This window comes from Streptomyces colwelliae, assembly GCF_048158785.1.
Lineage (GTDB): Bacteria > Actinomycetota > Actinomycetes > Streptomycetales > Streptomycetaceae > Streptomyces.
Genome location: NZ_JBLTJC010000312.1, coordinates 1 through 12,366 on the forward strand (window position 1 = coordinate 1; position 12,366 = coordinate 12,366).

Below are 12,366 nucleotides of genomic sequence, written 5' to 3' on the forward strand. Positions count from 1 at the left end.
GTCAGAAGTGTATAAGAGACAGGCCCGGCTACGGCCAGCCGCCCGCGCCTCCCGGCTACGGACAGCAGCAGCCTCCCTTCGGGCAGGTCCCCGGCCAGGCCGCCGGCTACGGAGTGCCCCAGGGCTCTCCCCAGGGCGCCGGTGTGTCGGCCGCGCTGGAGAAGTTCAAGGAGACGCCCACCGGGCAGCGCTGGACGCAGCAGAACAAGAAGCTCATCCGCGTCGACCTCGGCATCGGCGGCCAGCCCGTGCTCGCCCGCCAGGGCAGCATGGTGCTCTACCAGGGCAAGGTCGACTTCGGCTACAAGGGCGCCGGATTCGCCGGACGGATCGTGGGCAACGCGACCGGCCAGGAGATGCAGCTGATGCGCTGCACGGGCCAGGGCCAGGTGTTCCTCGCCGAGAACTCCACGCATCTGCACCCCGTCGAGCTCCAGGGGGACGCGATCTGCGTCTCCGCCGAGAACGTTCTCGCCTTCGACGAGAGCCTCCAGTACGAGGTCCGGCGCATCGAGGGACACGGCATCCCCGGGGGCGCGCTGTTCACGATGCAGTTCCAGGGGACCGGCACCATCGTCGTGAAGACCCACGGCTCGCCCGTCGTGCTGCCGGTCACGCCGACCACGTTCGCCGACTGCAACGCGGTCGTCGCCTGGTCCGCGGCCGCCCAGGTGATCGTCTCCAGCCAGGTCCGGATGCGCCGCAACGCCTATCCGGGCGACACCGGGGAGAGCGTCAACCTGCAGTTCCGGGCCGCCCCCGGCAACTTCATCGTCGTCCAGCCGTACGAGGTCTGAGGGAGCCCGTCATGAACCAGCCGCTCGCGGGCTACGCCCCCGCACCCGTCTCCGCCCGCATGGAGAACCACGGCAACAACATGCTGAAGGTCGCCATGCAGACCGGAAGCGACCTCTTCGCGCGCGTGGGCTCGATGATCGCCTACGAAGGCTTCATCCAGTACGAGCCCAACCCGCCGGCCGTGCGCCAGATCGCGCGCGACTGGATGACCGGCGAGGGCGCGCCCCTGATGAAGTGCTCCGGGGACGGACTGCTCTACCTCGCCGACTACGGCGCGGACGTCGTCGTGATCAACCTCAACGGCGACGGGATCTCCGTCAACGCCACCAACCTGCTCGCCTTCGACGCCCACCTCACCTGGGGCGTGGAGCGGGTCAAGGGGCTGGCGAAGTTCGCCGGACAGGGCCTGTGGAACACCAAGATCACCGGCCAGGGCTGGGTCGCGCTGACCTCCCGCGGCAAGCCGATCGTCGTCGACTGCGGAGGTGGCGAGGACGAGACCTACGTCGACCCGGACGCGCTCGTCGCCTGGTCCCCGAACCTCAAGGTGAAGGGCAAGCGCAGCTTCAAGGCGCAGTCGCTGATCGGCCGCGGCAGCGGCGAGGCCTACCAGATGGCCTTCTCCGGGCAGGGCATCGTCGTCGTCCAGCCCAGCGAGGACAGCACCGACCGTCTCCGGTTCCGGGGCTGAGGGGGGAACACGACACCATGCAGAGCCCGCTTTTCGCGTTCAACGACTCGCAGTCCCAGGACCGCTACAGCCTCCAGAACAAGCAGATGCTGCGCATCGTCCTGGAGGGCCACGACGACATCCTCGCCCGCAAGGGCACCATGGTCGCCTACCAGGGGCTCGTCGAGTTCGACGCCGAGTACCAGAGCAACCAGCAGGGACGCGCGCGTGCCTACACCGGCGAGGGCCTCAGCCTGATGCGCTGCCACGGGCAGGGCACCGCCTTCCTCGCCAACCTCGCCCAGCACATCCACGTAGTGGATGTGGAGCAGGACGGCCTGACCGTCGACAGCAGCTACGTCCTGGCGATGGACTCCTCGCTGCACCACGAGGTCATCGCCGTCGACAGCCTGTACGGCATCTCCGGCTCCGGGAAGTACCAGCTCAACATCACCGGCCGCGGCAAGGTCGCCCTGATGACCTCGGGCGCGCCCCTGATGATGCAGGTCACGCCCGACAAGTACGTCAACTGCGACGCCGACGCGATCGTCGCCTGGTCCACCGGTCTGCGCGTCCAGATGCAGGCCCAGACGCACTCCTCCGGGGTGTGGCGGCGCCGCGGCAACACCGGTGAGGGCTGGGAGCTGAGCTTCATGGGCAGCGGTTACGCGCTCGTCCAGCCCAGCGAACTGCTGCCGCCGCAGAACGCCGCGATCGGCCAGGGCGTCGCCGCCCAGTTCGGCATGGGCCAGCACGGCGCGCACGCACAGAACCAGGGCAACGTCTGGAGCTGAGCGTCCGGAAAACCAACGTAAGGGGCGCCCGCCATCGCGGGCGCCCCTTACACGTTCAGCGCTTGCCACACCCCGCTCAGAGCCTGGCGCGCGTCGCCTCCAGCAGCCGTAGGACCGAATCGTCCGCTACGGACGGGACCTCGTCGTAGGGGAACCAGCGCAGGTCCAGGGACTCGTCGCTGATCTCCTGGACGGCGCCGGGGGGTGCCAGCACCGCGTACTGGACGTCGTAGTGGCAGTGGCACGGCGGGGGGATCGGGTGCCGGTCCAGGCGGACCGGGCCGCCCGGGAGCAGGGTCAGGCCGGTGATGCCGGACTCCTCCGTGGCCTCGCGCAGGGCCGCCGTCTCCAGGGAGGTGTCCTCCGGCTCGCAGTGGCCGCCCATCTGGAGCCACATCCGCAGCTTCTTGTGCAGGGTCAGCAGGACCCTGCCGTGCTCCGGGTCGATCACCAGGGCGCTCGCCGTCACGTGACCGGCGTGGCAGGACTTCCACATGCCGTCCGGGTGGGCGGCCAGGTGGTCCAGGTAGCTCTGGCGCAGGTCTGTCTGGTCCTCGTAGCTCTTCAGTACGAGGACCGCGTCGTCGTACAGGCTCACTCGGTGTCGTCGTCCTTGGAGTCCTCGTCCTTCTTCAGGTCCGGCTTCTCCGCGGTGCCGCTCGCCGCCTCGCCGAGCATCTTGTCCAGCTCGGAGAAGTCCAGCTGCTCGCGGTGCACGAAGCCGTCCGGGTCGTCCAGGTCGGAGGCCGTCGGCAGCATGTCCGGGTGGGCCCACAGGCCGTCCCGGCCGTCGACACCGCGCGCGTCCGTGAGCGAGGCCCACAGGCGGGAGGCGTCGCGCAGCCGGCGCGGGCGCAGCTCCAGGCCGATCAGCGTGGCGAACGTCTGCTCGGCGGGACCACCCGTCGCGCGACGGCGCCGCAGGGTCTCGCGGAGCGCGTCGGCCGATGTCAGACGCGGCTTCGCGGCCGCGTGGACCACCGCGTCCACCCAGCCCTCGACGAGCGCCAGAGCCGTCTCCAGACGGGCCAGCGCGGCCTTCTGCTCCGGGGTGTCCTCCGGCTGGAACATGCCCTGCTGGAGGGCGTCCTGGAGCTGCTCCGGGTTCTGCGGGTCGAACTGGCCGACCACGTCCTCCAGCTTGGCGGTGTCGACCTTGATCCCGCGCGCGTACCCGTCGACCGCGCCGTACAGGTGCGAGCGCAGCCACGGCACGTGGGCGAACAGGCGCTGGTGGGCGGCCTCGCGCAGGGCGAGGTAGAGCCGCACCTCCTCCTGGGAGATGCCCAGGTCCTTGCCGAACGCCTCGATGTTCAGCGGCAGCAGCGCGGCCTTGCCGACCGGGCCGAGCGGCAGACCGATGTCGGTCGAGCCGACGACCTCGCCCGCGAGCGTGCCCACGGCCTGCCCGATCTGCGTGCCGAACATGGCGCCGCCCATCGAGCGCATCATGCCGATCAGCGGGCCCGCCATGGCCTGCATCTCCTCCGGCAGGACGTCACCCATGGCCGCGCCGACACGCTCGGCGACCGGGTCCACGAGCTCCTTCCACGCGGGCAGGGTCGCCTCGACCCACTCCGCGCGGGACCACGCCACGGCGGTGCCGGCGCCCGACGGCAGCGAGGTCGCGTCGTCCAGCCACAGGTCGGCCAGGCGCACGGCCTCCTCGACCGCACTGCGGTCGGCGGGACCGATACTCGCGTCCTTCGTGCCGTCCTGCGTGCCCTGGGAGACCGTCTGGCGGGCGATCTGCTTGGCCATGTCCCAGTTCACCGGGCCGCCCTCGTACGAGAGCATCTGGCCCAGCTGCTGGAACGCGGCGCCCAGGTCAGTGGGGTTCAGGGAGCCGAACATGGCTGCGAGCGGATTGTCCGCGCCGGGGCCGCCAAAGCCCCCGGCACCGGGCAGCCCGCCAAAACCGAACGGGTTGGCCGGTTCCTGACCACCACCGCTCTCCTGGTCCTTCTTCTTGCCCTCGTCGCCGTCGTCCGGCTCCTCCGGCGGAAGGCCGAATCCGAATGGGGTGTCACTCACGGGATTCCTCGGCTGTTAAGGCCGCCGGTTCTCTCCGACGGCACGACTGCCCTTCAACACCACCCAGCGTAGACACCGCGGGCCGATCGGGCCTCGGTGCTTCGCCGAGACCCGGCCTGCGGCAGGATGGATGCCACCTGGTCCGGACGCGTCACGCGCATCCGTACTGAAGACAACCGCTGGAGACGCCCGGTGAGTTCCCCAGATCCGCAGGTTCGCGCAGCGCGAAACCACTCAACCAGTCCCGCCGTGCGCGGGCCCGTCGTCGCGGTCACCGGCGCCGCGTCCGGGGTCGGGGCGCTGCTGACCGAGCGGCTCGCCGCCTCCGAGGAGATCAAGCAGGTCATCGCCATCGACGAGCGGCGCGGCGAGTGCGCCGCGGCGCAGTGGCACATCCTCGACGTACGGGATCCGGCCATCGCGGAGAAGCTGCGCGGCGCGGACGTCGTCGTCCACCTGGCGCTCGACCTCGACCTGGAGACCGACCCGGCCGCCCGTTCGGCGTACAACGTCCGGGGGACGCAGACCGTCCTGACCGCCGCCGCGGCCGCCGGTGTCCACCGGGTCGTGCTGTGCACCTCGGCGATGGTCTACGGAGCGCTGCCCGACAACGAACTGCCGCTCTCGGAGGACGCCGAACTGCGCGCCACAGCGGAGGCCACCGGTGTCGGCGACCTCCTGGAGGTCGAGCGGCTCGCGCGACGCGCGCCCAGGGCGCATCCCGGGCTCAATGTGACCGTCGTACGCCCCGGAGTGCTCGTCGGAGGCACCGACACCGCGCTGACCAGGTACTTCGAGTCGCCCCGGCTGCTGGTGGTGGCCGGGTCGCGGCCCGCCTGGCAGTTCTGCCATGTCGAGGACCTGTGCAGCGCCCTGGAGTACGCCGTCCTGGAGAAGGTCGAGGGGGAGCTGGCCGTCGGCTGCGACGGGTGGCTGGAGCAGGAGGAGGTCGAGGAGCTCAGCGGCATCCGCCGTATGGAGCTGCCGTCCGCGGTCGCGCTCGGCGCGGCGGCCCGGCTGCACCGGATCGGGCTCACCCCGTCCCCGGCCGGCGACCTCGCGTACACGATGTACCCCTGGGTGGTGAGCGGGAGCCGGCTGCACGACGCGGGCTGGCGGCCGCAGTGGACCAACGAGGAAGTGCTCGCGGAGCTCCTGGAGGAGGTCTCCGGGCGGCACACGGTCGTCGGGCGACGCCTCGGCCGCAAGGACGCGACGGCGGCGGGTGCCGCGGGCGCGACGGTCGCGCTGCTGGGCGCGGCGGCGGTCGTACGGCGGGCGCGGAAGGCCCGGCGGCGGATCTGACCCGCTCCGGAACCACCGATCACCGTCCTGTAGAAGGCTCCAAGTCCCCACGCGCGTGTGCCTGGTGAAAGTGCTATTCCTCGCTGTCGGCGGGGTGGGGCACGATGGAGGCATGGCATCCACGATCGACCATCCCGGTGAGCAGGCCGCGCAGGATCCCATCAAGCTGATCGGGATCCGGGAGACGCCGCTCTCCGTGGACGAGGTATTCCGGGCCGTGGGGGACGACGCCGCCGGTGGGATGGCCCTCTTCGTAGGGACCGTGCGCAATCACGACAGCGGCGCCGATGTCGACGCCCTGGGGTACTCGTGCCACCCCAGTGCCGAGGCCGAGATGCGGCGCGTCGCCGAGAAGGTCGTCGCGGAGTATCCGGTGCGGGCGCTGGCCGCCGTCCACCGTGTGGGGGATCTCGCCATCGGGGACCTGGCGGTCGTCGTCGGCGTGTCGTGTCCGCACCGGGGCGAGGCCTTCGAGGCGTGCCGGAAGCTGATCGACGACCTCAAGCACGAGGTGCCGATCTGGAAGCACCAGAAGTTCTCGGACGGCACCGAGGAGTGGGTCGGCGCCTGCTGATGCCCCCTCATCGCGCCTGCTGATGTCCATGCGCCGCGCCCGCTGACGGCCGCTCACCGACTTCTCATCCGCCCCTGATCGACTTCTCACCCGCCCTCCGGTTGCGTAACCGCGCCCCGGGCACGAGCGTTGTCAGTGGGGCTGGCTAATCTGCTGATCAGTCAGTTGAGGTCACTCATCCGGGGTTGGGAGGTCGGCATGGCGGCACTCGCCTGGTTGTTGATTCCGCTGGTGGCTGCGATAGGTGCCGGCCTGTGGGGCAGTTGGGCCAACCGGACCCGCAAAGTGCGCAGCGACGGCCCGGAACTGGACGGCTACGCCCGCTTCCGCGAGGCCATGGAGAAGTCCCACTCCGGCACGTGATCGGAAGACGGCCCTGACGGTGCGCTGACAGACGCGTCCCGTACTGTCGTGCCATGCCACGCCGCACCGCGACGATGCTCGCCTCCACCCTGATGCTGATCGCGCTCCTGTGCGCGGGAGTCCTCATCAACGTCCCGTATGCGGAGATGTCGCCGGGCCCGACGGTGAACACGCTCGGGGACCACGACGGCGAGCCGGTGCTGCAGATCACCGGGCGCAAGACCTACGCGACGACCGGTCACCTGAACATGACGACGGTCCGCGTCACCAGCGCCGACTACAACATGAACCTCATCGAGGCCGTGTACGGCTGGCTCGCCCACGACGACAAGATCGTCCCGCACGACACGCTGTACCCCGACGGCAAGACGGAGCAGCAGTCCACCCAGGAGAACGCCGAGGAGTTCAGCCAGTCCCAGGAGAGCGCCAAGGTCGCCGCCCTGGACCAGCTGGGTGTCCCGGTGAAGTCCTGGGTGATCGTCTCGACGGTCGTCAAGGGCACCCCGGCCGAGGGCAAGCTGCACGCCGGTGACGTGATCAAGGCCGTCGACGGTACGACGGTGAAGCAGCCCGACGACGTCGCGAAGCTGGTCACCAAGCACAAGCCCGGCGAGGACGTCGTGTTCACGATCGTGCCCGCCAAGGAGCAGGCCGCCGCAGTGAAGGCGAACAAGACGGCGACCGCGACGAAGAAGATCACGATCACCACCGCGACCTCCGACGACACCGGTGCGAAGCGCGCCATCGTCGGTATCTCGGCCGGAACCGATCACACGTTCCCGTTCACCATCGACATCAAGCTCGCCGACGTCGGCGGCCCGAGCGCCGGCCTGATGTTCGCGCTCGGCATCTACGACAAGCTCACCCCGGGCGACCTCACCGGCGGCAAGTTCGTCGCCGGCACCGGCACGATCGACGACGACGGCAAGGTCGGCCCGATCGGCGGCATCTCGATGAAGACGGTCGGCGCGCGCAGCAAGGGCGCCCAGTACTTCCTGACGCCCGCCGACAACTGCGCTGAAGCCGCCAAGGACACCCCCAGTGGCCTCAGGCTCGTCAAGGTCAACACCATCAAGGACGCGATCAGCGACCTCAAGCTGATCAACAGCGGCAAGACCGACGACCTCCCGAAGTGCAGCACCAAGAGCTGAACGACCCCCTTCTTAAGAAGACCTCGCGTACGACTCCGGGGGCGCCCTCAAGCAGAGGGTGCCCCCGGAGTCGTACGCAAGGAACCGCAGTCGTAGCGGACGACGGTCAGTCCTCGAAGGTCGCCGACAGGGCCTCCGCGAGGCCGGGGACCAGGGCGCCGCCCGTGAGGACCTCCGTGGGGGAGTCCTTCTCGCGCAGGCGCAGGGCCGAGTCGCGGGTGCCGTCGCGCAGGACCGCGACCGTCATCCGGACCTCCTGGCGGTCCGGGTGCTCGGCGACCCACTGGGTGAGCTTCTTCTCGCTCAGCCCCTCAGGGACGGAGGCCTCGGCGGACGGCGGCAGCATCAGGCGCTCGACGGTGAGCGCGCAGCCGACCACCGCGTCGGGCCAGGCGATCGTGCCGAGGAACTCGTCCAGCGGCTTTCCGGCCGGGATCTCCTCCTGCTCGATCGGGGTGAGACCAGTGGTCTCGGACTCGTCCCGCAGGCCGAGTTGGGCCGCGAGGCCGGGTTCCTGGGCCCGCAGCCGCGCGGTGTCTACCAGGGCGAAGAGGCGAGCGGGCTGGTCCCAGCCGAGGCCGGAGGCGTACTCGTCGATCTCGAGTACGGCCCGGGTGAGGGGGTTCGCTGCCATGGGAGTGTTGGACATGGTCACAATCCTGCCTCGTTCATGGCCGGAATCGGGAACCGAGTAAACGGTGAGTAAGTTGCATAGGTGTGGGCCCGCGATCACGCGGGGCTACGGAGGGTCCGCGAAACCGGGGACCTGACGCAACGACAGCGACCAACAGCGAACTTCGAGGTGCGCACCTTGGCTTTCCAGATGCCGGACCGCGGCGGAGGCCCGACAGGGCCGCGGATCAGAGTGGGCCGCCCGTCCCGGCGCGTCCGGACTTTGCTCATGACACTGGGCGTCCTTGCCGTACTCGGCATGGCGTTCACGATGTTCGCGGGCTTCTGGACGGACTGGCTCTGGTACCGGTCGGTGCATTACTCGTCCGTGTTCACCACCACCCTGACGACGAAGATCGGACTCTTCTTCGTCTTCGGCCTGCTGATGGCGGCCGCGGTGGGCGTGAACATCTGGCTGGCGCACCGCCTGCGCCCGCCGCTCAGCGCGATGTCGATGGAGCAGCAGAGTCTCGACCGCTACCGGATGGGCATCGCTCCGTACAAGAAGTGGCTGCTTCTGGCGATCACCGCCCTGGTGGGGCTGATCGCGGGAGCGTCCGCGTCCAGCCAGTGGCGCGTCTGGCTGATGTGGGTCAACGGCGTGCCCTTCCACCAGAAGGACCCGCAGTTCCACCTCGACGTGTCCTTCTACGCGTTCGACCTGCCCTGGTACCGCTTCCTGCTCGGCTTCGGCTTCGCCGCCGCGATCCTCTCGCTGCTCGCCGCCGCGCTGACGCACTACCTGTACGGCGGCCTGCGCATCACCAGTCCGGGCGCGCGCGCCACGGCCGCCGCCACCGGGCACCTGTCGGTGCTGCTCGGCATCTTCGTCGCCCTCAAGGCGGTCGCCTACTGGCTCGACCGGTATGGACTCGCGGTCAAATCCAGCGACTTCAAGGCGACCGGTGACTGGACGGGCCTCAGATACGTCGACGCGAACGCGTATCTGCCGGCCAAGACGATCCTGTTCTGCATCGCCGTCATCTGCGCGCTGCTGTTCTTCGCCACCCTGTGGCGGCGCACCTGGCAGCTGCCCGTCATCGGCTTCGGCCTGATGGTGCTCTCCGCGATCCTCATCGGCGGCCTGTACCCGGCGATCGTCCAGAAGTTCACGGTCCAGCCGAACGAGCAGGCCAAGGAAGCCCCGTACGTCCAGAAGAACCTCAAGGCGACGCGCGAGGCCTACGGGATCGACGACACCAAGGTCACCGAGTACTCGGGGACGAGCACCACCAAGGACAAGACCAAGCTGCGCTCCGATGTCGACTCCACGGCGAGCGTCCGGATCGTGGACCCGAACGTCGTGTCGCCCACGTTCCAGCAGCTCCAGCAGATCAGGAACTACTACGCGTTCCCGACCAACCTGGATGTCGACCGCTACAGCGAGGACGGCAAGGACCAGGACACGGTCATCGGTCTGCGTGAGCTGAACCTCAACGGCATTCCGAAGAACAACTGGATCAACGACCACTTCCGCTACACCCACGGCTACGGCGTGGTCGCCGCCAAGGGCACCGAGGTCGACTCCGAGGGCCGCCCGGTCTTCACCGAGTCCGATCTGCCGTCCACGGGTGACCTCGGCAAGTACGAGCAGCAGATCTACTACGGCGAGAAGACCACCACGTACTCGATCGTCGGCGGTCCCCAGAAGGAGATCGACTACTCCGACGACAGCGGCGAGAAGACCACCAGCTACACGGGCAAGAGCGGGGTCAACCTCTCCAACCCGCTCAACCGGGCCGCGTACGCGGTGGCGTTCAACGAGCCGCAGATCCTGTACTCCGGTGCGATCGGCGAGGGTTCGCGGATCCTGTACAACCGCACGCCCAAGGAGCGCGTCGAGGCGGTGGCGCCCTGGCTGACCATCGACGGCGACGCCTACCCGGCGGTCGTGGACGGCCGTATCCAGTGGATCGTCGACGCGTACACGACGAGCAACGGATACCCGTACGCCTCGCGTACGACCCTCGGTGACACCACGGCCGACTCGCTGACCGCGACCAACAACAACCGCGCGGTGGTGGCCCAGCAGAACCAGGTCAACTACATCCGCAACTCGGTGAAGGCGACCGTCGACGCGTACACCGGTGCCGTCAAGCTGTACCAGTGGGACACCGAGGACCCGGTCCTGAAGACCTGGATGAAGGCGTTCCCGAACACGGTCGAGCCCAAGAAGGACATCTCGGCCTCGCTGATGGCCCATCTCCGGTACCCGCAGGACCTGTTCAAGGTCCAGCGCGAACTGCTCACCCGCTACCACGTGACGGACGCGCAGACCTTCCTCAGCGGCAGCGAGGTGTGGCAGGTCCCGAACGACCCGACGAACCAGTCCAACAGCGCGGTGCCGCCGTACTACTTGAGCATGAAGATGCCGGACCAGTCCGCGCAGGCCTTCTCGTTGACGACGACGTTCACGCCGAACGGCAGAGACAACCTCAGCGCCTTCATGGCCGTCGACTCCGAGGCCGGCACCCCGGACTACGGCAAGATCAGAATCCTGAAACTGCCGACCAGTACGACCGTCGGCGGACCTAAACAGGTGCAGAGTGCCTTCAACTCCGAACAGGACATCGCCGAGTCGATCAAGCTGCTCAAGGGCGGCGACTCAGACATCGAGTACGGCAACCTGCTGACGGTGCCTCTCGACGGCGGACTGCTGTACGTGGAGCCCGTCTACGTACGCGGTGGTGGACTCAAGTACCCGCTCCTGCGCAAGGTGTTGGTGGCCTACGGAGGCAAGACCGCCTTCGAGGACACACTGGACGAGGGGCTCAACAAGGTCTTCGGGGCGGAGAGTACGACCACACCGCCACCGGACGAGACCACGACTCCACCGACATCCAGCAACCCCACGGTCCAGGCCGCGTTGAGCGACGCCCAGAAAGCCTTCGACGCCGGGCAACAGGCGTTGAAGAAGGGCGACTGGGAGGCGTACGGGGAGGCGCAGAAGGATCTTCAGTCCGCGTTGCAGCGGGCCGAGGACGCGCAGGCCGCGGCCGACAAGAGCAAGGGCAGCGGCAAGAGCACCAGTAGTCCGAGTCCGAGCAGCAGCCCCAGCAGCGGATAGGTAAAAGCCCACCTCACGCCCGTGGTACGGTTGCAACACAACGGCGCGGGGTGGAGCAGCTCGGTAGCTCGCTGGGCTCATAACCCAGAGGTCGCAGGTTCAAATCCTGTCCCCGCTACTGCTCGCGAAGGCCCGGATCCTTAAAGGATCCGGGCCTTCGCGCTGTGCGAACGCATGTGCCGACGAGGGTGACGGCCGTGCCGCCGGGGGGAGTTGGTGAAACCGTGTTTCGCTTGTCTCTCTGTGGGCATGTCGACAAAACGCTGTAGAGACCTCACTGGCTGCGGTATACCAGGTGTACCCAGGTTGCAGGTGGTGCGACGATGGACGTTATGGGGGACAAGGCAACTCTGTTGGATACAGGGCGTTTTGTGCAGCCTTCCGACCGGGACGAGTCCGGTGACGGGGAGGTTGTCGACGAGGCACGCACACGGCTCGCCGCGCAGGCCGGCGACGTCGAGGCGACGAGTGTCCTCGGAGCGATGCTGCTGCGCCGCGGTGATCTCGACGGAGCCGAGCCCCTGCTGCGTGCCGCCACGGCCGAGGGCGACCGGGCCGCCGCCAACAACCTGGGTGTCCTCCTGCACCAGCGCGGATACACCGACGAGGCCGCCGGCTGGTGGCGGATCGCCGCCGTGGCGGGGTCCGCGGCCGCCGCGCACGCGCTCGGCCGGTACCACCGCGAGCGCGGAGACGAGCCCGCCGCCGAGTACTGGCTGCGCCAGTCCGCCGAACAGGGCCACGCGCTGGGCGCGTACGCGCTCGCCGACCTGCTGGAGCACCGCGGGGACAGTGCGGCCGAGCAGTGGATGCGGTCCGCCGCCGAGCGCGGGCACCGCGAGGCCGCGTACCGGCTGGCGCGGGCGCTCGACCGGCGGGTGCCGCACGAGGACGAGCGGGAGTACGACGGCGGAGACGGGCGTGGGGTTGGGGACGGG

General features: G+C 68.9%; 12 protein-coding genes and 1 tRNA gene. 10 read left to right on the forward strand and 3 right to left on the reverse strand.

All coding sequences use genetic code 11. The annotated features are described in order from the left end of the window. The 3 genes from ACNFOC_RS40870 to ACNFOC_RS40880 form a co-directional block, all read left to right on the forward strand. Positions 1-797, forward strand: a 797-nt coding sequence (locus tag ACNFOC_RS40870) for an AIM24 family protein (RefSeq protein ID WP_416964082.1), incomplete at its 5' end; no start/stop codon positions are given. A gap of 11 nt (positions 798-808) precedes the next feature. Further along, on the forward strand, positions 809-1,489 hold the full coding sequence (locus ACNFOC_RS40875; RefSeq protein ID WP_416964083.1) for an AIM24 family protein: 681 nt from the start codon (positions 809-811) through the stop codon (positions 1,487-1,489). Between the two features lie 17 nt (positions 1,490-1,506). Then, positions 1,507-2,262, forward strand: coding sequence for an AIM24 family protein (locus ACNFOC_RS40880; RefSeq protein WP_416964084.1), 756 nt, complete (start codon positions 1,507-1,509; stop codon positions 2,260-2,262). 76 nt (positions 2,263-2,338) lie between these two features. Here ACNFOC_RS40880 and ACNFOC_RS40885 read toward each other — a convergent pair whose 3' ends face one another. Further along, positions 2,339-2,860 carry an NUDIX hydrolase gene (locus ACNFOC_RS40885; RefSeq protein WP_416964085.1) on the reverse strand — a complete coding sequence of 174 codons (522 nt, stop codon included), beginning with the start codon at positions 2,858-2,860 and terminating at the stop codon, positions 2,339-2,341. Then, entirely contained in the window at positions 2,857-4,296 is a 1,440-nt protein-coding gene (locus tag ACNFOC_RS40890; RefSeq protein ID WP_416964086.1) for a zinc-dependent metalloprotease, read from the reverse strand. The genes ACNFOC_RS40885 and ACNFOC_RS40890 overlap by 4 nt, the downstream gene beginning before the upstream one ends. A 192-nt stretch (positions 4,297-4,488) precedes the next feature. On the opposite strand from ACNFOC_RS40890, the gene ACNFOC_RS40895 reads away from it, so the two are divergent. The 4 genes from ACNFOC_RS40895 to ACNFOC_RS40910 all read left to right on the forward strand — a co-directional run bounded on the left by ACNFOC_RS40895 (position 4,489) and on the right by ACNFOC_RS40910 (position 7,689). After that, positions 4,489-5,601 (forward strand): SDR family oxidoreductase, encoded by a 1,113-nt coding sequence (locus ACNFOC_RS40895; protein WP_033282043.1) that lies wholly within the window; start codon positions 4,489-4,491, stop codon positions 5,599-5,601. Positions 5,602-5,713: 112 nt separating this feature from the next. Further along, positions 5,714-6,175 (forward strand): molybdenum cofactor biosynthesis protein MoaE, encoded by a 462-nt coding sequence (locus ACNFOC_RS40900; protein WP_416964087.1) that lies wholly within the window; start codon positions 5,714-5,716, stop codon positions 6,173-6,175. Between the two features lie 198 nt (positions 6,176-6,373). Then, positions 6,374-6,538 carry a hypothetical protein gene (locus tag ACNFOC_RS40905; RefSeq protein WP_169389425.1) on the forward strand — a complete coding sequence of 55 codons (165 nt, stop codon included), beginning with the start codon at positions 6,374-6,376 and terminating at the stop codon, positions 6,536-6,538. 53 nt (positions 6,539-6,591) lie between these two features. Then, complete coding sequence (locus ACNFOC_RS40910; RefSeq protein ID WP_416964088.1) at positions 6,592-7,689, forward strand: YlbL family protein; 1,098 nt, start codon at positions 6,592-6,594, stop codon at positions 7,687-7,689. Between the two features lie 106 nt (positions 7,690-7,795). On the opposite strand, the gene ACNFOC_RS40915 is transcribed toward ACNFOC_RS40910, so the two are convergent. Beyond that, on the reverse strand, positions 7,796-8,338 hold the full coding sequence (locus ACNFOC_RS40915; RefSeq protein WP_416964089.1) for a PPA1309 family protein: 543 nt from the start codon (positions 8,336-8,338) through the stop codon (positions 7,796-7,798). A 174-nt stretch (positions 8,339-8,512) separates the two neighbouring features. Here ACNFOC_RS40915 and ACNFOC_RS40920 point away from each other — a divergent pair, with 174 nt between their 5' ends. The 3 genes from ACNFOC_RS40920 to ACNFOC_RS40930 form a co-directional block, all read left to right on the forward strand. After that, positions 8,513-11,428 carry a UPF0182 family membrane protein gene (locus ACNFOC_RS40920; protein WP_416964091.1) on the forward strand — a complete coding sequence of 972 codons (2,916 nt, stop codon included), beginning with the start codon at positions 8,513-8,515 and terminating at the stop codon, positions 11,426-11,428. A 44-nt stretch (positions 11,429-11,472) separates the two neighbouring features. Next, positions 11,473-11,546, forward strand: a tRNA-Met gene (locus ACNFOC_RS40925). A 205-nt stretch (positions 11,547-11,751) separates the two neighbouring features. Further along, positions 11,752-12,366, forward strand: a 615-nt coding sequence (locus tag ACNFOC_RS40930) for a tetratricopeptide repeat protein (protein WP_416964090.1), incomplete at its 3' end; no start/stop codon positions are given.

Coding starts and splice junctions, on each gene's coding strand:
- ACNFOC_RS40900 (WP_416964087.1), top strand. CDS start 5,714: ATGGCATCCACGATCGACCATCCCGGTGAGCAGGCCGCGCAGGATCCC.
- ACNFOC_RS40920 (WP_416964091.1), top strand. CDS start 8,513: ATGCCGGACCGCGGCGGAGGCCCGACAGGGCCGCGGATCAGAGTGGGC.
- ACNFOC_RS40875 (WP_416964083.1), top strand. CDS start 809: ATGAACCAGCCGCTCGCGGGCTACGCCCCCGCACCCGTCTCCGCCCGC.
- ACNFOC_RS40880 (WP_416964084.1), top strand. CDS start 1,507: ATGCAGAGCCCGCTTTTCGCGTTCAACGACTCGCAGTCCCAGGACCGC.
- ACNFOC_RS40905 (WP_169389425.1), top strand. CDS start 6,374: ATGGCGGCACTCGCCTGGTTGTTGATTCCGCTGGTGGCTGCGATAGGT.
- ACNFOC_RS40910 (WP_416964088.1), top strand. CDS start 6,592: ATGCCACGCCGCACCGCGACGATGCTCGCCTCCACCCTGATGCTGATC.
- ACNFOC_RS40915 (WP_416964089.1), bottom strand. CDS start 8,338: ATGTCCAACACTCCCATGGCAGCGAACCCCCTCACCCGGGCCGTACTC.